This is a genomic window from Pseudomonas sp. TH06, assembly GCF_016651305.1.
In the GTDB taxonomy this organism is placed as follows: Bacteria; Pseudomonadota; Gammaproteobacteria; order Pseudomonadales; family Pseudomonadaceae; genus Aquipseudomonas.
The window spans coordinates 3,608,207-3,628,829 of record NZ_JAEKEC010000001.1; the positions used below are offsets into that span (position 1 = coordinate 3,608,207).

The following is a 20,623-nucleotide window of genomic DNA, read 5'->3' on the forward strand; positions in this document are numbered from 1 at the left end:
GGCAGGCCGGAAACTCTTTTGCCGCTGACCCGGCTTCACACGGGTAGCGCAATTACCTATCGTCCCGTCAGCGTAGCCTTTTAAACAGGGCTCGTTGCGAATTAGGGCGAATTTTCTAACTATTGATTCTATGAATGGCCTCACATGCAGACGCGTGTTGCGGGTCTTCGTGGTACGGAAATGACCGCAAAGTCGCATTTCAACCCGTATTTTGGGCGATTGACAATTGTCGGAAATTCCGTGAAGGTGACGTACCCAAATCAAACGGGCGTATGAATTGAGCGTTTGTCTTACAGACCGCTCCTACAGAATCCCGACTATCGCGTTGGCGGGTGTGCCGGGTGGATTGGCGTCAGCATCGACGAAAAAGCGTCCTGCCAAGCCATTCGCCTGCGTCCGACGTGTACTGTTCAGCTTCCATATCGTGGAGATCAGTTGATGATTTACGAAGGTAAAGCCATCACGGTTAAAGCTCTTGAAAGTGGCATCGTCGAATTGAAATTCGACCTCAAGGGTGAGTCCGTCAACAAGTTCAACCGTCTAACCCTGAACGAACTGCGTCAGGCCGTAGACACCATCAAGGCAGATGCTTCGATCAAGGGCGTGATCGTCAGCAGTGGCAAGGACGTGTTCATCGTCGGCGCCGACATCACCGAATTTGTCGACAACTTCAAGCTGCCGGATGCCGAGTTGGTTGCTGGCAATCTCGAAGCCAACAAGATCTTCAGCGATTTCGAAGACCTCAACGTTCCGACGGTAGCCGCGATCAACGGTATCGCGCTCGGTGGCGGTCTGGAAATGTGCCTGGCGGCTGACTATCGCGTCATGTCGACCAAGGCCAAGATCGGTCTGCCGGAAGTCAAGCTGGGCATCTACCCAGGCTTCGGCGGTACTGTACGTCTGCCGCGTCTGATCGGTGTCGACAACGCCATCGAATGGATTGCCGCCGGCAAGGAAAACCGCCCTGAAGACGCTCTGAAAGTCAGCGCCGTCGACGCCGTGGTTGCTCCAGAGAAACTGCAGGAAGCTGCCCTTGAGCTGATCAAGCGCGCCATTTCCGGCGAGTTCGACTACAAGGCCAAGCGTCAGCCGAAGCTGGAAAAGCTCAAGCTGAACGCCATTGAACAAATGATGGCTTTCGAAACCGCCAAAGGTTTCGTGGCAGGGCAGGCTGGCCCGAACTACCCGGCGCCGGTTGAAGCGATCAAGACCATCCAGAAAGCCGCGAACTTCGGTCGTGACAAGGCGCTGGAAATTGAAGCTGCAGGTTTCGTCAAACTGGCCAAGACCTCTGCCGCGCAGAGCTTGATCGGTCTGTTCCTGAACGATCAGGAGCTGAAGAAAAAGGCCAAGGCCTACGACGAAATCGCCAAAGACGTGAAGCAGGCCGCTGTACTGGGCGCCGGCATCATGGGTGGCGGTATCGCTTATCAGTCGGCTTCCAAAGGTACGCCGATCCTGATGAAGGACATCAACGAGCACGGCATCGAGCAAGGTCTGGCAGAAGCCGCCAAACTGCTGGTTGGCCGCGTTGATAAAGGTCGTATGACCGCTGCGAAAATGGCTGAAGTGCTCAACGGCATTCGTCCGACCCTGTCCTACGGTGATTTCGGTCACGTCGATCTGGTTGTCGAAGCTGTGGTCGAGAACCCGAAGGTCAAGCAAGCCGTACTGGCTGAAGTCGAAGACAAGGTCAAAGAGGACACTATTCTCGCGTCCAACACCTCGACCATTTCCATCAGCTTGCTGGCCAAGGCCCTCAAGCGCCCGGAGAACTTCGTCGGCATGCACTTCTTCAACCCGGTGCACATGATGCCGCTGGTGGAAGTGATCCGTGGCGAGAAGTCCAGCGAACTCGCTGTTGCCACCACCGTTGCCTACGCCAAGAAAATGGGCAAGAACCCGATCGTCGTCAACGACTGCCCGGGCTTCCTGGTCAACCGCGTGCTGTTCCCGTACTTCGGCGGTTTCGCCAAACTGGTCAGCGCTGGTGTCGACTTCGTCCGTATCGACAAAGTCATGGAAAAATTCGGCTGGCCAATGGGCCCGGCGTACCTGATGGACGTGGTCGGCATCGACACCGGACACCACGGTCGTGACGTGATGGCTGAAGGCTTCCCGGATCGCATGAAGGATGACCGACGCTCGGCCATCGACGTGCTTTACGAAGCCAAGCGTCTGGGCCAGAAGAACGGCAAGGGCTTCTATGCCTACGAGGCCGACAAGAAAGGCAAGCAGAAGAAGGTCGCCGATCCGTCGGTGCTGGAAGTGCTCAAGCCGATCGTTTACGAGCAGCGCGAAGTCACCGACGAAGACATCATCAACTGGATGATGATCCCTTTGTGCCTGGAAACCGTGCGTTGCCTGGAAGACGGCATCGTTGAAACTGCCGCCGAAGCCGACATGGGTCTGGTCTACGGTATCGGTTTCCCTCCATTCCGTGGCGGTGCACTGCGCTACATCGATTCGATCGGTGTTGCCGAGTTCGTTGCCCTGGCTGACCAGTACGCTGATTTGGGCGCGCTGTACCACCCGACCGCGAAGCTGCGCGAAATGGCCAAAAACGGCCAGAGCTTCTTCGGTTAAGCGCCCCCAACTAGAGTGAGAGTGAACTTATGAGCTTGAATCCTAGAGACGTCGTGATTGTCGACTTCGGTCGTACTCCGATGGGCCGCTCCAAGGGCGGCATGCACCGCAACACCCGCGCTGAAGACATGTCGGCGCACCTGATCAGCAAATTGCTGGAACGCAACAGCAAGGTCGATCCTGCCGAAGTCGAGGACGTGATCTGGGGCTGCGTCAACCAGACCCTGGAGCAGGGCTGGAACATCGCGCGCATGGCGTCGCTGATGACCCAGATCCCGCACACCTCGGCTGGCCAGACTGTCAGCCGTCTGTGCGGCTCGTCGATGAGCGCTTTGCACACTGCTGCACAAGCAATCATGACCGGTAACGGTGACGTCTTCGTCGTTGGCGGCGTCGAGCATATGGGCCACGTGAGCATGATGCACGGTGTCGATCCGAACCCGCACATGTCGCTGTACGCGGCGAAAGCCTCGGGCATGATGGGCCTGACCGCTGAAATGCTGGGCAAAATGCACGGCATCACTCGCGAACAACAGGACGCTTTCGGCGTGCGCTCCCACCAGTTGGCCCACAAGGCAACTGTGGAAGGCAAGTTCAAAGACGAAATCATCCCGATGCAGGGCTACGACGAAAACGGTTTCCTGAAACTGTTCGACTACGACGAAACCATTCGTCCGGAAACCACCCTGGAAAGTCTGGCGGCCCTCAAGCCTGCCTTCAATCCAAAGGGCGGCACCGTGACTGCCGGTACTTCGTCGCAGATTACCGATGGTGCTTCGTGCATGATCGTGATGTCGGCGCAGCGTGCTCAGGATCTGGGTATCCAGCCAATGGCAGTGATCCGTTCGATGGCAGTGGCGGGTGTGGATCCGGCGATCATGGGCTATGGTCCAGTTCCGGCCACGCAGAAAGCGCTGAAGCGTGCGGGTCTGGGTATCAACGATATCGACTTCTTCGAGCTCAACGAAGCTTTCGCTGCACAGGCCCTGCCAGTGCTGAAAGATCTGAAAGTTCTCGACAAGATGAACGAGAAGGTTAACCTGCACGGCGGCGCGATCGCCCTGGGTCACCCGTTCGGTTGCTCCGGTGCCCGTATTTCCGGCACTTTGCTGAACGTGATGAAGCAGAATAGCGGCACCTTCGGGGTGGCCACTATGTGCATTGGTCTCGGCCAAGGCATCTCCACCGTCTTCGAACGCGTTTAAGCGTCTCGTCGATGGAAGCCGGGGCCAAGTGCCCCGGTTTTTGTTTTTGTGGATTTATTTTGTTTTTATTTTGAAAAAATTTGAGTGAGGGCCAAAGCATGCCGATACAACCAGGGCTCTACCAGCATTACAAAGGTCCGCAGTACCGCGTATTCAGTGTTGCGCGGCATTCCGAGACCGAAGAAGAAGTGGTCTTTTACCAAGCCCTGTATGGCGATTACGGCTTTTGGGTGCGTCCTCTGAGCATGTTTCTCGAGTCGGTCGAGGTTGACGGCGAGCAAGTGCCACGCTTTGCTTTGGTGCAAGCCGAACCGAGCCTTTTTTCCAAGGCATGAGGCAAGTGCGCAGAGAACCCTGTGCTTGACCTCACCTTGTATCAACTATATATAGCGGTGCCGCGTCAGGCGCCAACCGCCTTTCACTTCTAGAATTCAGGAATTTTCTGATCCATGGGCAAATCGCTGGTCATTGTGGAATCCCCGGCTAAGGCCAAGACCATCAACAAGTATCTGGGTAACCAATACGTGGTGAAGTCGAGTATCGGCCATATCCGAGACCTGCCCACCAGCGGTTCGGCTAGCGCCAGCAAAGAGCCAGCCGCCAAGCGCGGCAAGGCTGCTGCGGGCGAAGGTCCGGTGCTCTCGCCGAAAGAGAAAGCGCGCAAGCAGCTTGTCTCGCGTATGGGTGTCGATCCCGATCATGGCTGGAAAGCCAAGTACGAGATCCTCCCGGGCAAAGAGAAAGTCATCGAAGAGCTGCGCCGGCTCGCCAAAGATGCTGACACCATCTATCTCGCAACCGACTTGGATCGCGAGGGGGAAGCCATTGCCTGGCACCTGCGCGAAGCCATCGGTGGTGATGACAGCCGCTACAAGCGCGTCGTGTTTAACGAAATCACCAAGAAGGCGATTCAGGAAGCGTTCTCCCAGCCGGGCGAACTGGACATCGATCGTGTCAACGCTCAGCAGGCGCGTCGCTTCCTCGACCGCGTTGTGGGTTACATGGTTTCGCCGCTGCTGTGGGCGAAGATCGCCCGTGGCCTGTCCGCCGGTCGCGTGCAATCGGTTGCCGTGAAACTGGTGGTCGAGCGTGAGCGCGAGATTCGCGCGTTCAACCCGGAAGAATACTGGGAAGTGCATGCCGATCTCGGCACCACCAAAGGCTCGACCGTACGTTTCGAAGTCGCTCGCGAGAAAGGCGAAGCCTTCAAGCCGCTGAACGAAGCTCAGGCCATGGCCGCGCTGGAGAAGCTCAAGGCTTCCAGCTACAGCATCGTCAAGCGCGAAGACAAGCCGACCAGCAGCAAGCCATCGGCGCCGTTCATCACGTCCACGTTGCAACAGGCCGCGAGTAACCGCCTGGGCTTCGGCGTGAAGAAAACCATGATGATGGCCCAGCGGCTGTACGAAGCCGGCTACATCACTTATATGCGTACCGACTCGACCAACCTCTCGGCCGATGCCGTGACGATGGCTCGTGCTTACATCGAAGATGAATTCGGCAAGAAGTACCTGCCGGAGACGCCGAACGTCTACAGCAGCAAGGAAGGCGCACAAGAGGCTCACGAAGCGATTCGTCCGTCCGACGCCAACACCATTCCGAGCAAGCTGGCGGGCATGGAACGTGATGCCGAGCGTCTTTACGAGCTGATCTGGCGCCAATTCCTCGCTTGCCAGATGCTGCCGGCGCAATACTTGTCGACGACGGTCAGCGTAGGTGCTGGCGACTTCGAGCTGCGCGCCAAGGGCCGCATCCTCAAGTTCGACGGTTACACTCGCGTGATGCCGCAGATTGCCAAGCCAGGCGATGACGACGTTCTGCCGGACATGGCACAGGGCGACGTGATGAAGCTGATCAAGCTTGATCCGTCCCAGCACTTCACCAAACCGCCGGCCCGTTACTCGGAAGCCAGCCTGGTTAAGGAAATGGAAAAGCGCGGTATCGGTCGTCCTTCGACCTATGCAGCGATCATTTCGACTATTCAGGATCGCGGCTACGTGACCCTGCACAACCGCCGTTTCTACTCGGAAAAGATGGGCGACATCGTTACCGAGCGTCTGTCGGAGAGCTTCTCGAACCTCATGGACTACGGCTTCACCGCCGGCATGGAAGAGAATCTCGATGATGTGGCGCAGGGCGAGCGTGACTGGAAAAACGTGCTGGACGAGTTCTATGGCGACTTCAAAAAGAAACTCGAAGTAGCCGAGAATCCGGAAAACGGCATGCGTGCCAACCAGCCGGTCATGACCGATATTCCATGCACCACTTGCGGTCGTCCGATGCAGATCCGTACTGCTTCGACCGGCGTGTTCCTCGGTTGCTCGGGCTACAGCCTGCCGCCGAAAGAGCGCTGCAAGGCCACCGTCAACCTGGTGCCGGGCGACGAAATCGCTGCGGACGACGAGGGTGAGTCGGAATCGCTGGTGTTGCGTGGCAAGCATCGCTGCCCGATCTGCAGCACGGCGATGGACGCTTACCTGCTCGACGAGAAGCGCAAGCTGCACATCTGCGGTAACAACCCGGATTGCGCCGGCTACGAAATCGAAGAGGGCAGCTATCGCATCAAGGGCTACGAAGGTCCGAGCCTGGAGTGCGACAAGTGCGGCAGCGAGATGCAGCTCAAGACTGGCCGTTTCGGCAAGTTCTTCGGTTGCACCAACCCGACGTGCAAAAACACCCGCAAACTGCTGAAGAGCGGTGATGCGGCGCCGCCGAAGATGGATCCGGTGAAGATGCCTGAGCTGAAATGCGAAAAGGTCAACGACACCTACATCCTGCGTGACGGTGCGTCCGGCCTGTTCCTGGCGGCCAGTCAGTTCCCGAAAAACCGCGAGACTCGTGCTCCGCTGGTGATCGAGATTCTGCCGCACAAGGATGAGATCGATCCGAAGTATCACTTCCTGTGCGATGCGCCGCAGAAGGATCCTGATGGTTTGCCAGCAGTGATCCGCTACAGCCGCAAGACCAAGGAGCAGTACGTGCAGACCGAAGTCGACGGTAAGCCTACTGGCTGGAAGGCGTACTACGACGGTGGCAAATGGACCGTTGAAGACAAACGCAGTGCGAAGGCCAAGGCCGAGTAAGCGTTAGTCCTTCAATGAAAAGGCCGCATGAAACCTTCGGGTTTGCATGCGGCCTTTTTGTTTTGTGCTTGCGGTGGGATCGGCTGATCCATGACACTGTCGGGTCTGTGTGACGCAATTATTTCGCTGTGGAGACTGCCGGCATGGCGCACGAACTCTATACCCGCACCAATCAAAAAATCTATTTCGCCGGTCTGTCGCTGGAAGCTCTTGCTCGCGCCGAAGAGGGGCGGGCGATGAATTCGTTGGCGCTGATTCAGGCTGGGCGCGAATCGGCGTTGTTTCATCTATACGGCGCATTGCTTGGGCTGTGCCATGAGATCGCCGGGTTTTACCGTCTGCCGCAGGCCAATGCGCCTCGGGCAGAAATGCTGCTGACCCGCGAAGTGCTGGAGTCCATCGCGATTCCCGAGCTCGCTGAAATGGTTGAGTTGGCGGGCAATCCGGAAACCTGGCTGGCAAAACTGCTGGCGGCACACTCGGCGATGTTCCAGCCACCAAGGGTGCCTCACAAGCCCAAGGGCGATGTGACACAGCCGTTGATTCAGGCAGTCAATCTGGATGAAGAAGAAGCGCCGCAGGAGTTGAGTCGTGAAGAGCTGGAGAGTTGGCGGCAGAATCTCAAAGGCCTGGCCATTCGTTTTCGCGAAGGTTTGAACGAGTGCTGACGGTGATTGACGCGGTGGCAATCTGAAACATGCTGCTGGTCAAGATCCCGAGCGAAGCCTGAATGATGTCTATATAATCCCTGCCTTTCGTGGAGAACAGACCTATATGCCAACGTCCTTTCTAGAAATTGTCGAGTTACCCGACGGCCGAATCGAACTGCGCAGGGCTGAGGACGAGGGTTCTCTGGTGACTCTGGATTTCTCCGAGGATGCCAAGACATTCCTGCAGGGCCAGCACGTGGAAATCGCCAAGGCAATGTTGAGCGTCGGCGTGCAGATGGCAGGTCGGATGATCGAGGGTGAGTTTGATAAAGAAGAGGGGCCGCGGGTTCTTCACTGATTCCCGGCTGCTTCAGGTTCTTGTCGATACCGCTTCAGATCGGCTTCTCTGTCCTTGGAGAAGCCCTGCGCTTCACACAGCGCGCTTAACTTGTAATCAACCCAATCGAATGTTCAGACTTTGAGCGTCGCCCGTGCGTGCAGCGCTGATCAGTTGTTGCCGTGAACTTGTGTTCAGCGGGTTAAGCCAAGTGACCACTGTGTGGCTGCGACCCAGGCGCAAGGCTTCGCAAGCGAGTTGCTGAGCACTTTGAGTGCCTCGCGGTTGCAGCAGCAAAATGCGTTCGCGGTTAAGGCCGGCATCCCGCAACCACGTTTGAGTCAGGCTGGCAGGTGGTGCGATCAGTGTCAGCCAGCGTGCGTCCTGATCGTCGCTCAATTCGCGAAGGATCGGAGCAAGCAGGTTCAGGCAGTTCCCGGCCGCACCGCGCAATGACAGCTCGCTGAATACTTCGGGTTCGGCATTCCAGGGGCGTTCGACCACTTCTTTCAGGATCGGCGCCATCGGTTGCGCCAGAAACGCTTCGAATAAAGGCAGTTGTGTTTGCTGAGGTATGTGTGGGAACTGCATAAAGCCTCCTTTAGCGGCGGATTACGCCGACACTCAAGCCTTCGATCACCAGTTCCTGATCTTTCAGGTCGACTTCGATAGGGGCGAACTCAGGGTTTTCGGCAATCAGCCAGACTTTGCTGCCTTCACGCTTGAAGCGTTTGACGGTCACTTCATCGCCGATCCGGGCGACAACGACCTGACCATTACGTGCTTCGCGAGTGGTATGGACAGCGAGCAAGTCACCGTCAAAAATACCGATGTCCTTCATACTCATGCCGTGTACGCGCAGCAGGTAGTCGGCGCGAGGGTGGAAGAACGCTGGGTTGATGTTGCAGGATTCCTCGATGTGCTGCTGGGCGAGAATCGGTGCACCGGCAGCGACCCGGCCAATGATGGGCAGGGTAGAGTCGTCGGCCTTGGCTTCAAAGCCCGGGATGCGAATGCCGCGCGAAGCGCCAGGGGTCATTTCGATGGCACCCTTGCGGGCCAGCGCCTTGAGGTGTTCTTCTGCCGCGTTGGGCGACTTGAAACCCAGTTCCTGAGCTATTTCCGCGCGGGTTGGCGGGTAGCCGTTGTCTTCGAGGCAACGTTTGATAAAGGCCAGAATCTCGGCTTGGCGTGGCGTCAGCTTTAGCATAATGATCGCTCTGTCTTTTTATACAGTGACTGGGATTATATACAGTGAAGCGGTCTTGGCAATGCCCGTTTTTTTGCACGCCGCCGGACGGTCGACGGGCTGCCTTATTAATGCGTTGGTCTTGTGTGGTTAAATAGCTGACCGACCATTCCCAAAACGAACCGGCAGGCTTGACAATGCACAGGCTGAAACGTATGTTTCAAACAAGTGTTTGTCAGGCGGAGTAGCCATGGCCCAGTCGGAAACCGTTGAACGCATTCTTGATGCTGCCGAGCAGTTGTTCGCGGAGAAAGGTTTCGCTGAAACCTCATTGCGTTTGATCACCAGCAAGGCTGGCGTCAACTTGGCAGCAGTCAACTATCATTTCGGCTCCAAGAAAGCGCTGATTCAGGCCGTGTTCTCGCGCTTTCTCGGGCCTTTCTGTACCAGCCTCGATAAAGAGCTGGAACGTCGACAGGCCAAGCCTGAAAACAAACCCACACTGGAAGAGCTGCTGGAAATTCTCGTCGAGCAGGCGCTGGTGGTTCAGCCGCGCAGTGGTAACGACCTGTCGATTTTCATGCGTTTGCTCGGTCTTGCGTTCAGCCAGAGCCAAGGCCATTTGCGTCGTTATCTTGAAGACATGTACGGCAAGGTGTTCCGCCGCTACATGCTGCTGGTCAACGAAGCGGCGCCACGCATTCCGCCGATCGAGTTGTTCTGGCGCGTGCACTTCATGCTGGGCGCCGCGGCGTTCAGCATGTCCGGCATCAAGGCCTTGCGCGCAATCGCCGAGACCGATTTTGGCGTCAACACCTCCATCGAGCAGGTCATGCGCCTGATGGTGCCGTTCCTCGCTGCGGGCATGCGCGCCGAAACCGGTGTTACCGATGCGGCGATGGCGACTGCGCAACTGCGTCCGCGCAGTAAATCAACGCCGGTAGCCGCCAAGGTTTAACCGCGCACGGGTGGGCGCGGCAGCTGGTATCCGCTAAGCTAGCCGCCCATGCCGACTCTCGTTTTGAACCCGTTATCCAATGAAATCGCCAATCTGCCGGGCACCGCCCTCGGTGGCGATTTCGTGCGGATCGGGTTTTTCGTTTTCAAGGAATCTCTATGACTGCTGGCCTGCAAGGCTCGTTGATGGTGGACGTCGCCGGTACCTGGCTGACGGCCGAAGATCGCCAATTTTTGCGTCAGCCCGAAGTGGGCGGCCTGATCATTTTTGCCCGCAACATCGAACACCCACGCCAGGTGCGTGAGCTGAGCGCGGCGATTCGCGCAATTCGTCCGGATCTGCTGCTCGCGGTGGATCAAGAGGGTGGGCGCGTACAGCGTCTGCGTCAGGGTTTTGTACGTTTGCCGGCCATGCGCGCTATTGCTGACAATCCGAATGCCGAGTATCTGGCCGAACAATGTGGCTGGATCATGGCCACCGAAGTGCTGGCAGTCGGACTCGATCTGAGTTTCGCACCTGTGCTTGATCTCGATTACCAGCGCAGCGCCGTGGTCGGCACCCGTTCCTTTGAAGGCGATCCCGAGCGTGCCGCTCTGCTCGCCGGGGCGTTCATTCGCGGCATGAACAGTGCGGGCATGGCTGCCACCGGCAAGCATTTCCCGGGTCATGGCTGGGCCGAGGCCGACTCCCACGTCGCCATCCCCAACGACGAGCGCAGCCTTGAAGATATCCGCGCCAACGACCTCGTGCCGTTCGCCAGACTCAGCAAGCAACTGGCCGCCGTCATGCCGGCTCACGTCATTTATCCGCAAGTCGATTCGCAGCCGGCAGGCTTCTCCCGGCGCTGGTTGCAGGACATTCTGCGTGGCGAGTTGCAGTTTGACGGCGTGATCTTCAGCGATGACCTGTCGATGGCTGGCGCTCACGTAGTCGGCGACGCCGCCAGTCGCATCGAAGCAGCGCTGACTGCCGGTTGCGACATGGGCCTGGTGTGCAACGATCGCGCCGCCGCCGAACTGGCGCTGAGCGCCGCGCAACGGATGAAGGTCAAGCCGTCCGCACGCATCGCCCGCATGCGTGGTCAGGCATTCGCCAGCACCGACTATCGTCAGGATCCGCGCTGGCTGACCGCCATTGGCGCGCTCAAAGATGCTCAACTGATTGACTAAGGATTTTTCGCTATGACGGTTTACGCAATCATCGGTGGCACCGGCCTGACTCAACTCGAAGGCCTGAGCATTCGTCAGTCGCTGGCAGTTGATACGCCTTATGGCGCACCCTCCGCCGAAGTGCAGATTGGTGAATACGCCGGCAAGGAAGTGCTGTTCCTCGCCCGTCACGGCCATCCGCATCGCTTCCCGCCGCACAAGGTCAACTACCGCGCCAACCTCTGGGCGTTGAAGCAGGCAGGCGCCGAGGCGATTATCGCGGTCAACGCTGTGGGCGGGATTCACCCGGCCATGGGCACCGGGCATTTTTGTGTGCCGCATCAGATCGTCGACTACACCAGTGGTCGCGAGCACACCTATTTCGCCGATGATCTGGAGCATGTCACGCACATCGACTTCAGCTTTCCCTACAGCGAGCCATTGCGTCAGCAGTTGATTGCAGCGCTGGCCGCTGAAGGTTGTGAGTTCAGCGATCAGGGCGTTTACGCCTGCACACAAGGACCACGCCTGGAGACGGTCGCCGAAATCGTGCGTCTGGAACGAGATGGCTGCGACATCGTCGGCATGACCGGTATGCCGGAAGCTGTGCTGGCTCGCGAACTGGAACTGGACTACGCCTGTTTGTCGCTGGTGGTGAATCCGGCAGCGGGCAAGACCACTGAAGTGATCACCATGGCCGAGATCGAGCAGGCGTTGCATGACGGGATGGGCAAAGTGAAGTCGACGTTGGCGCGGGTGCTCAAGGGCTGATCCTTGCCTGAGACCGAGTCGACCCCATCGCGAGCAGGCTCACTCCTACAGGGGATTTGTGATTGCCACGGATCATTGTAGGAGTGAGCCTGCTCGCGATCACTATCTATCTGGCAAGCAGATCTCAGCGCTTGTCGAGCTTATCCGGCAGCGGCGCAAACAGTGCTTCGATATCATCGTTCTGCAGCTTCCAGTCCCCAGCCTTGCGCCCGTCCAGCACGCCTGCCGCCAGGTCGGACTTCTCCTTCTGCAGATGCTGAATCTTCTCTTCCACCGTGCCCCGGGCAATCATCTTGTAGACGAAAACCGGCTTCTCCTGGCCGATCCGATACGCACGGTCCGTCGCCTGATTCTCGGTCGCCGGGTTCCACCACGGGTCGTAGTGAATCACCGTGTCTGCTTCAGTCAGGTTCAAACCGACACCGCCAGCCTTCAAGCTGATCAGAAAGATCTGACGCGTGCCGCTCTGGAATTCCTTCACCGGTGTGCGTCGATCACGGGTCTGGCCCGTCAACAGCGCATAGGCGACATTGCGTTTTTTCAGCTCGATTTCGATCAGTGACAGCATCGACGTGAACTGCGAAAACAGCAGAATCCGCCGACCTTCCTCGAACAATTCCTCAAGCATCTCCATCAGGCTATCGAGCTTGCCCGACGTGCTGCCCCGGGCGGGCAGGGTGGCGTCGTTGACCAGGCGCAAATCACAGCAAACCTGGCGCAGCTTCAGCAAGGCTTCGAGAATGATGATCTGACTGCGCGCCACGCCCTTGCGAGTGATCTCGTCGCGGACTTTTTTGTCCATCGCCAAGCGCATGGTTTCGTATACGTCGCGCTGGGCTTCGTTGAGGTCGACCCAGTGGATGATTTCTGTCTTGGGCGGCAGTTCAGTCGCAACCTGTTCCTTGGTGCGGCGCAGCAGGAACGGTTTTATCCGACCATTGAGGTGCTGAAGTCTGACTTCGCTGCCGCGTTTTTCGATCGGTACACGGTAATCGGCGTTGAAGCTTTTCACGTCACCGAGCCAGCCGGGCAGCAGGAAGTGGAACAGTGACCACAATTCACCGAGGTGGTTTTCCAGTGGTGTGCCGCTCAGGCACAGGCGCTGGCGGGCATTCAATTCGCGGGCAGCTTGCGCCGCTTTGCTATTCGGATTCTTGATGTATTGCGCTTCGTCCAGCACCAGTACGTGCAGTGGCTGTTGTGCCAGGCGTTCGACGTCCTTGGGCAGCAGGGCATAGGTGGTGAGGATCAGGTCGAAGTCGGCCAGGTTGTCAAAATGCTTCTTGCGGCTGGCCCCGTACAGCGCGACCACTTTCAGTTGCGGTGTGAAGTGCGCCGCTTCATCGAGCCAGTTCGGAATCAGGCTGGTGGGCATCACCACCATGCATGGCCGATCAAGTCGTCCGGCGTTTTTCTCGCTGAGAATATGCGCCAGAGTCTGTAGGGTTTTACCCAGGCCCATGTCGTCCGCGAGAATCCCGCCGACTTCCAGTTGTCGCAACGATTGCATCCAGCTCAAGCCTTCGAGCTGGTAAGGGCGCAGCGTCGCGTTCAAGCCTTCTGGCGCTTCTGTGCTGAAGTCACGAATGTCACGCAGCCGCTGAGCGAACGTGCGAATCTGCTCGCCGCCCTCCCACAGCAGCGGAAGGCCCTCCAGCGAATTGAGACGGGTGGCGTCGGCCCTGCTCAGGCGCAGACTGGTCTCGCCGGGTTCCTGCAAATAGAACTCACCGAGGGTGGTCAATACCGGCTTCAATCGCCCGAGCGGCAAGGCAACTTGCAGCGGCCCGTGCTCGCTGTTGCGCTGCGGAATGTTGACCAGAATCAGCTCGTCATCGCGACGGCGCGCAAGGCGTTCCGGGTTGAGGATTTCCGCGTGTGAGCGCATCAGATTGAGCAGGATCGGCAGCAGACTCAGGCGCTCACCGTTGACGATGATGCCCAGCTCAAGATCAAACCAATCGCGCTCCGGCGCCTGTTCGACCGTGGCGTACCAGTCATCCACCGCCGTCAGATCAAAGCCGAATTCCTCGTCGATCTGCAATTCCCAGCCTTGGGTGCGCAGCTTCGGCAGGTCGTTGAGGGTGAACGTCAGCCAGGCGCTGTCGTTGACCATCTCATACAGTTCGCCGGCGCTTTCCGGCAGTGCCTTGCTCTGACGGGTGGCGATACGGAAACCGAGGATTCGTAACTGCTCGCGGTAGGACTGTTCGACTTCCGGGTGGCGTTTTATCCGCAGTGTCTGCGTTTCCTGGCGAATCAGGATGTCACTGTTCTTCTGCCCGCTGACGTACTCGTCCAGATAGCTGAACGACAGCGCTGCGCGATGTTGAATGTAGCGCTGCATCTTGCCGTTGCGCGGCTCGAAGGCACTGAATTCGACGCTGGCCAGCCACAGGCGTGGCATCGGCTGGACGTTTTCCACCCGCACTTGTGGTGGTGCTTTCGGGTTGCGGTTTTCCAGCACGGCCTGGAGTTTTTCCAGCAGTTCGGCGTCTTTGGCGGCGGCGGGGTAGTCGAGGGTTTCCTGGATCTGCAGCAATACCGCTGCGCAATGTTTGCAGTTGGTGCGAACCGGGCAGGTGCAGGCAGCATCGACCAGCAGCAAAGTGCCTTTGGCTGACTCGCGCAGGTGAATGGTCTGACGGTAAACGTTACCGCCAGAGCCTTCGCAACTGGCGGTGATGGTCGCATCGCCGACCTGGGCGATGCGTACCCGGTTTTCCAGGGCGTAGCGGCGGCCACGCTCCAGGCTCTGTTCCTTGAATCGGCTGACCCAGGAGGGTGCCAACGGTTTACTCAGGGGCGGGGACATAAGGACTTCGATCAGTCCGGAATAGCTTCAGCCGCTTCCCGTGGCGCGGGCGCCGTCAGGGAAGTGATCTTGATCAGCAGGGCCAGGTGACCGTTATCGAGGTAGTTGAGTTGACCGTTTTTGGTGTGGCTGTCCTGCTTCAGGCGCTCGCTGGCGGTGACCATGCCGTTGGCGTCGATCTGGTTGACCCAGAAATCGGCGTTCACGTCGGTGAAGCGCCCGAGTTTCATTTCCAGGGTGCCCTCGATCGGAAACTGACCGAACTGTTCCTTGCCATCGCTGACGGCAACCTTGGTCGGCGCCTCGCCAAGGGTCTGTTGCCAGGCCTTGTGCAGCAACACGCTGTACTCGCCGCTGGCGGTGAGTTTGGTGGCGACATCGTTCAGGGCCGGGGTGCGCTGGCTGTCATCGGCCAGGCGCTGGGCGCCGGCGGCCCAGTCTTCCGGCGCAGCGCGGCTGACAATGGCCGGAACTGCGTTCTGGCGCACCAGAATCATTTCGACCTGATACAGGTCATCGGCAAACGCCATCGGTGCTACGAAAGTCAGTAGCAAAGTCAGTGAGCGAAACAGGCGCATGCGGCGTCCTTCAAGCAGTTTTCGGGATGAGGCGCTCGAACAGCGCCTCTACAGTATTAAAGCGCTCTTCCGGGCGCTCCATCGGCACCTGGAACTTGAACATCGTGGCGCCTTCGAATTTGTAGCGTTTTGGCTGGCTCTGGATCAGCTTGATCAGGGTCATCGGGTCGACCGGCGTCTGCGCGGCGAACTCGATGCGTCCACCCTGCGGGCCGCCGTCGACCTTCTTGATGCCTAACTGCTCAGCCTGCAACTTCAAGGCCGTGATGCGCACCAGATTCTTCGTCGGCTCGGGGAGCAGACCGAATCGGTCGATCATCTCGACTTGCAGATCCTTCAAACCTTCCTCGTCGGTGGCCGAGGCGATGCGCTTGTACAGGATCAGGCGGGCGTGAACATCCGGCAGATAATCTTCCGGAATCAGCGCCGGCACCCGCAGGTTGACCTCCGGGCCGCCGCCGAGCGGTTGATCAAGGTTCGGTTGCTCACCCTTGCGGATCGACTTCACCGCACGTTCAAGCATTTCCATGTACAGCGTGAAACCCACGGCTTGAATCTGCCCGCTCTGGCCGTCGCCGAGCAATTCGCCGGCGCCACGGATTTCCAGGTCATTGGTTGCAAGGACGAAACCGGCACCGAGATCCTGAGTGTTGGCGATCGCCTCCAGACGCTTTTCCGCGTCCGAGGTGATTTGCTGGCGCGGCGGTGTCAGCAGGTAAGCGTAAGCCTGGTGGTGGCTGCGACCCACGCGACCGCGCAGCTGGTGCAGTTGTGCCAGGCCGAACTTGTCGGCGCGCTCAATGATGATGGTGTTGGCGCTCGGCACGTCGATGCCGGTCTCGATGATGGTCGAGGCAATCAGCACGTTGAAGCGCTTGTGGTAGAAGTCGCTCATCACCTGTTCGAGTTCGCGCTCGCGCATCTGCCCGTGGCCGATGCCGATCCGCGCTTCCGGCACCAGTTCGGCGAGGTCGGCGGCGCATTTCTCGATGGTCTTCACATCGTTGTGCAGATAATAAACCTGGCCGCCGCGCAGCAGTTCACGGAGCAGGGCTTCCTTGACCGTGCTCTTGTTCTGCTCCATGACGAAGGTGCGCACCGACAAGCGGCGCGCTGGCGGCGTGGCGATGATCGACAGGTCGCGCATGCCCGACACCGCCATGTTCAGCGTGCGCGGAATCGGCGTGGCGGTCAGCGTAAGGATGTCGACTTCGCTGCGCAGGGCCTTGAGCTGTTCTTTCTGACGCACACCAAAACGGTGCTCTTCGTCGATGATCACCAGCCCGAGGTTTTTGATTTTGACGTCATCGGACAGCAGCTTGTGGGTGCCGATGACGATGTCGATCTTGCCTTCCGCCAGATCGGCGATCGCCGCATTCACTTCCTTGGCCGACTTGAAGCGGCTCATCACTTCCACGGTCACTGGCCAGTCGGCGAAACGGTCGCGGAAGCTGTTGTAGTGCTGCTGGGCGAGCAGGGTGGTCGGCACCAGAATCGCCACCTGACGGCCGCCGTGCACGGCGATGAACGCTGCGCGCATGGCCACTTCGGTCTTGCCGAAACCGACGTCGCCGCAGACCAGTCGATCCATCGGTTTCGGCGCGAGCATGTCTGCGCGCACGGCTTCGATGGTCGATTGCTGATCCGGCGTTTCTTCGAACGGGAAACCTGCACTGAACGTTGCGTAATCGGCTTTCGGGTCGGCGAACGCGTAACCTTCGCGCGCCGCACGACGGGCATAGATGTCGAGCAGTTCAGCGGCGACGTCACGTACCTGTTCAGCGGCTTTGCGCTTGGCTTTCTGCCAGGTCTCGGAGCCGAGGCGGTGCAGTGGGGCCAGCGCATCGTCGCTGCCGGTGTAGCGCGCGATCAAATGCAGGTTGGCCACCGGCACGTAGAGCTTGGCGTTCTCGGCGTATTCGAGGGTGAGAAATTCGGCGGCCTGGCTGTCGATTTCCAGAATCGTCAGACCCAGGTAGCGGCCGACACCGTGGTCGATGTGCACTACCGGTGCACCTTCGCGCAGCTCGGTGAGGTTCTTGATCACCGCGTCGTTGTTGCCGTCAGCGCGTTTTTCACGACGGCGACGCTGCATCACGCGTTGCCCGAACAGCGGGCTTTCCGCGACCAGCGCCAGTGCCGGGTCATCCAGCATCAGGCCTTCATCGAGCGGGGCAATGGTGATCGCCAGGCGATCCTTGCTCGCGACGAAGTCCGGCCAGCTGTCGACGGTTTTCGGTCGCAGCTTCAGGCGTTCCAGCAGCTCCAGCAACACTTCGCGACGCCCCGCAGATTCGGCGGTGAACAGCACGCGTCCGGGGAATTCGTCGAGGAATGCAGAAAGTGCCGCCAGTGGTTGCGTGGCTTTGGCTTCAATCGCCAGATTCGGCAACGCCTGTGCCGGGAAGCGTTCGCGACCGACGCCGGTTTCCACGTCCTGCTGGCTGGCGACCACGCGCGGCCAGCTCTTCAGGCGGGCGAAGCAGTCTTCCACCGGCAGGAACAATTCGGCCGGTGGCAATAGAGGGCGCGATGGATCGACGCGGCGCTCTTCATAACGATTGCGCACATCGTTCCAGAAGTTTTCCGCCGCCTGCTCGATACCCGGCAGCGAGAACACTTGCGTGTCCTGGGGCAGGTAATCGAACAGGGTCGAGGTTTCGTCGAAGAACAGCGGCAGGTAGTACTCGATGCCGGCCGGCGTAATCCCGCTGCTCAAATCCTGAAAGATCGGGCAGCGGCGGAAGTCGACGTCAAAGCGCTCGCGGAAACGCGCCTTGAAGCGGGTTACCGCGTCTTTTTGCAGCGGGAACTCACGGGCCGGCAACAGCTTGACCGATTCGACCTTGTCGATGGAGCGCTGATTTTCCGGATCGAAAGTACGCAGGGTTTCGATTTCGTCGTCGAACAGGTCGATGCGATACGGCAGTTTGCTGCCCATCGGGAACAGATCGATCAGCGCACCGCGCACGGTGAATTCGCCGTGTTCATACACCGTGTCGACGTAGCGATAGCCACTGGCTTCGAGTCGCGAGCGCATCTGTTCGACGTCGAGCTTCTGGCCGACATCCAGCACCAGACTGCTGCCGAGCAGGAATTTGGTCGGCGCCAGTCGATGCAGCGCCGTGGTGATCGGCACCACCAGCACGCCATGTTCCAGCTCCGGCAGTCTATAAAGGCTGGCGATGCGCTGGGAAATGATGTCCTGGTGCGGCGAGAACAGGTCGTACGGCAGGGTTTCCCAGTCGGGGAAATGCAGAACGGGCAAATCCGGGGCGAAGAAACTCAGCTCCTGTTCCAGCCGTTCGGCACTCTGGCTGTCGGCGGTCAGTAGCAGGGTGAAGCGCTTGGCAGCGCTGGCAGCCTCGGCAATCGCCAGGCTCAGGGCGGCACCGGGCAAGTTGCCCCAGTGCTGTTTACCTGCCGCGGCAGGGAGAAGCGGTAGACGCAGAACAGGCACGGAAGGTTGAGCTCCAGGCGTTGCGACAAAGTCGGTAATTGTAGCGGCGTCCGGTGCTGCCTGTCAGTTGCAGACTGTGTCTATATTCGCTGTTTGCGCAAAATGTAGTGGTAACCATAAAAACGAGCACTTTTTTAACGGTTATGTAGTGCCGAAAGAGGGTGGTGTTACGGAGGGTTACAGACATCGTCTAACAGTTGTCGAAAAATTGACTGCGCTGGAAGCCCCGGTTTTACTGGGCTGGAGAGGGGCGTTATTTTTTGTGCCGGAATTTTGTTACCGATTGCGCGACAAGCGCGCATTGCTACAAGAGGTTCTCGGCGGCATAATGTAGCCCCTTTTTTCTGCCCCTACATGTGGAAGGTTCCCGTGACTCAGAAGCCCGACCAGTGTCTTGGTGAATGGATCGACCGTGAAGCACTCGCAGAAGCGATGATTCCGCTTATCGGTCAGCTCTACCGCAATAACAACGTGGTGAGCTCGATCTATGGCCGCAGCCTGATCAACCAGTCTGTCATCGCGATTCTCAAAGCTCATCGCTTTGCTCGCCATCGTTCTGCCGACGACAGCGAACTCTCCGTCCACGAAACATTCCCACTGCTCAAAGCCATGAGCGAGCTCAAGCTCGGCGCGGCTTCGGTGGATCTGGGCAAGTTGGCGTTCAAATTCCGCAGCGAAGGCAATGGCCGTACCGCCGAGCAATTCGTTCGTGAAGAAATGGCTGACGTGGTTGGCCAGCAAAACGCTTCGGCCCGCAAAGGCACTGACGTTGTGCTGTACGGTTTCGGTCGTATCGGCCGTCTGCTGGCGCGCATCCTGATCGAGAAAACCGGTGGTGGCGACGGTCTGCGTCTGCGTGCCATCGTCGTGCGTAAAGGCGCCGACAACGACCTGACCAAACGCGCCAGCCTGCTGCGTCGCGATTCGGTACACGGTTCGTTCAACGGCACCATTACCATCGACGAAGAAAACAACACCATCACCGCCAACGGTAACCTGATCCAGGTGATCTACGCGAAGAACCCGACCGAGGTGGATTACACCCAGTACGGCATCAAAGACGCGCTGCTGGTGGACAACACCGGTGTATGGCGTGACGCTGATGGCCTGGGCCAGCATTTGCAGTGCCCGGGTATCGACCGCGTTGTTCTGACCGCGCCTGGCAAAGGCAAGCTGAAGAACATCGTTCACGGTATCAACCACGGTGAAATCACCGCTGACGACAAGATCGTGTCCGCCGCTTCCTGCACCACCAACGCCATCGTGCCGGTGCTGAAAGCTGTGAATGACAAGTTCGGCATCATCAACGGTCACGTCGAAACCGTTCACTCGTACACCAACGACCAGAACCTGATCGACAACTTCCACAAGGGCGATCGCCGTGGTCGTTCCGCTGCGCTGAACATGGTTATCACCGAGACCGGTGCTGCCACTGCTGCTGCCAAGGCGCTGCCTGAGCTGGCTGGCAAGCTGACCGGTAACGCGATCCGTGTTCCGACGCCGAACGTGTCGATGGCCATTCTCAACCTCAACCTTGAGAAAGCCGCCACCCGTGAAGAGATGAACGAGTACCTGCGCTACATGGCGCTGCACTCCGATCTGCACAAGCAAATCGACTTCGTCAATTCGCAGGAAGTGGTTTCGACCGACTTCGTTGGCTCGCGCCACGCCGGTGTGGTCGACGCTGAAGCGACCATCGTTCAGGACAACCGCGTTGTTCTGTACGTCTGGTACGACAACGAGTTCGGTTACAGCTGCCAGGTTATCCGCGTGATGGAAGACATGGCCGGGGTAAACCCGCCAGCGTTCCCGCGCTAAGCTTTAGCTGCACATGAAAACGCCC

General features: G+C 58.7%; 15 protein-coding genes. 10 read left to right on the top strand and 5 right to left on the bottom strand.

The window, feature by feature from the left end; translation table 11 throughout:
- The first annotated feature begins 438 nt into the window (after positions 1 to 438).
- The 6 genes from fadB (at position 439) to JFT86_RS16300 (ending at position 7,882) form a co-directional block, all read left to right on the top strand.
- The gene (gene fadB, locus JFT86_RS16275) at positions 439 to 2,586 is read left to right on the top strand and encodes a fatty acid oxidation complex subunit alpha FadB (protein ID WP_201237453.1); all 2,148 of its coding nucleotides are present in this window, start codon (positions 439 to 441) and stop codon (positions 2,584 to 2,586) included.
- Between the two features lie 29 nt (positions 2,587 to 2,615).
- Positions 2,616 to 3,791, top strand: a complete 1,176-nt coding sequence (gene fadA, locus JFT86_RS16280; protein WP_102356365.1) for an acetyl-CoA C-acyltransferase FadA — start codon at positions 2,616 to 2,618, stop codon at positions 3,789 to 3,791.
- A 98-nt stretch (positions 3,792 to 3,889) separates the two neighbouring features.
- Positions 3,890 to 4,126: a DUF1653 domain-containing protein gene (locus JFT86_RS16285; RefSeq protein ID WP_007910467.1), complete on the top strand. Its 237-nt coding sequence runs from the start codon at positions 3,890 to 3,892 to the stop codon at positions 4,124 to 4,126.
- 114 nt (positions 4,127 to 4,240) lie between these two features.
- Positions 4,241 to 6,874 (top strand): type I DNA topoisomerase, encoded by a 2,634-nt coding sequence (gene topA, locus JFT86_RS16290; RefSeq protein ID WP_201237454.1) that lies wholly within the window; start codon positions 4,241 to 4,243, stop codon positions 6,872 to 6,874.
- A gap of 143 nt (positions 6,875 to 7,017) precedes the next feature.
- Positions 7,018 to 7,542, top strand: a complete 525-nt coding sequence (locus JFT86_RS16295) for a DUF6586 family protein (RefSeq protein ID WP_201237455.1) — start codon at positions 7,018 to 7,020, stop codon at positions 7,540 to 7,542.
- Positions 7,543 to 7,648: 106 nt separating this feature from the next.
- Positions 7,649 to 7,882 (top strand): hypothetical protein, encoded by a 234-nt coding sequence (locus tag JFT86_RS16300; RefSeq protein ID WP_008082203.1) that lies wholly within the window; start codon positions 7,649 to 7,651, stop codon positions 7,880 to 7,882.
- A gap of 96 nt (positions 7,883 to 7,978) precedes the next feature.
- Here the strand turns inward: JFT86_RS16300 and sulA are convergent, their stop codons facing one another.
- Together sulA and lexA are read right to left on the bottom strand one after the other, a co-directional pair.
- A complete protein-coding gene (gene sulA, locus JFT86_RS16305; protein ID WP_201237456.1) occupies positions 7,979 to 8,452 on the bottom strand; it encodes an SOS-induced cell division inhibitor SulA in 474 nt (157 codons plus the stop codon).
- Positions 8,453 to 8,462: 10 nt separating this feature from the next.
- The gene (lexA, locus tag JFT86_RS16310) at positions 8,463 to 9,071 is read right to left on the bottom strand and encodes a transcriptional repressor LexA (protein ID WP_003226590.1); all 609 of its coding nucleotides are present in this window, start codon (positions 9,069 to 9,071) and stop codon (positions 8,463 to 8,465) included.
- Between the two features lie 229 nt (positions 9,072 to 9,300).
- On the opposite strand from lexA, the gene JFT86_RS16315 reads away from it, so the two are divergent.
- From JFT86_RS16315 to JFT86_RS16325, 3 genes are all read left to right on the top strand, one after another.
- A complete protein-coding gene (locus JFT86_RS16315) occupies positions 9,301 to 10,008 on the top strand; it encodes a TetR/AcrR family transcriptional regulator (RefSeq protein WP_100847815.1) in 708 nt (235 codons plus the stop codon).
- 158 nt (positions 10,009 to 10,166) lie between these two features.
- The gene (gene nagZ, locus JFT86_RS16320) at positions 10,167 to 11,177 is read left to right on the top strand and encodes a beta-N-acetylhexosaminidase (RefSeq protein WP_201237457.1); all 1,011 of its coding nucleotides are present in this window, start codon (positions 10,167 to 10,169) and stop codon (positions 11,175 to 11,177) included.
- A gap of 12 nt (positions 11,178 to 11,189) precedes the next feature.
- Positions 11,190 to 11,927, top strand: coding sequence for an S-methyl-5'-thioinosine phosphorylase (locus JFT86_RS16325; protein WP_201237458.1), 738 nt, complete (start codon positions 11,190 to 11,192; stop codon positions 11,925 to 11,927).
- Between the two features lie 124 nt (positions 11,928 to 12,051).
- Here the strand turns inward: JFT86_RS16325 and JFT86_RS16330 are convergent, their stop codons facing one another.
- From JFT86_RS16330 to mfd, 3 genes are read right to left on the bottom strand one after another with little or no spacing between them, the layout of a single operon-like run.
- A complete protein-coding gene (locus JFT86_RS16330; protein WP_201237459.1) occupies positions 12,052 to 14,742 on the bottom strand; it encodes a DEAD/DEAH box helicase in 2,691 nt (896 codons plus the stop codon).
- A gap of 11 nt (positions 14,743 to 14,753) precedes the next feature.
- A complete protein-coding gene (locus JFT86_RS16335) occupies positions 14,754 to 15,320 on the bottom strand; it encodes a CsiV family protein (protein ID WP_201237460.1) in 567 nt (188 codons plus the stop codon).
- 10 nt (positions 15,321 to 15,330) lie between these two features.
- Positions 15,331 to 18,780 carry a transcription-repair coupling factor gene (gene mfd, locus JFT86_RS16340; RefSeq protein WP_201237461.1) on the bottom strand — a complete coding sequence of 1,150 codons (3,450 nt, stop codon included), beginning with the start codon at positions 18,778 to 18,780 and terminating at the stop codon, positions 15,331 to 15,333.
- A gap of 354 nt (positions 18,781 to 19,134) precedes the next feature.
- On the opposite strand from mfd, the gene JFT86_RS16345 reads away from it, so the two are divergent.
- Positions 19,135 to 20,598, top strand: coding sequence for a glyceraldehyde-3-phosphate dehydrogenase (locus JFT86_RS16345; protein WP_201237462.1), 1,464 nt, complete (start codon positions 19,135 to 19,137; stop codon positions 20,596 to 20,598).
- Positions 20,599 to 20,623: the final 25 nt, after the last annotated feature.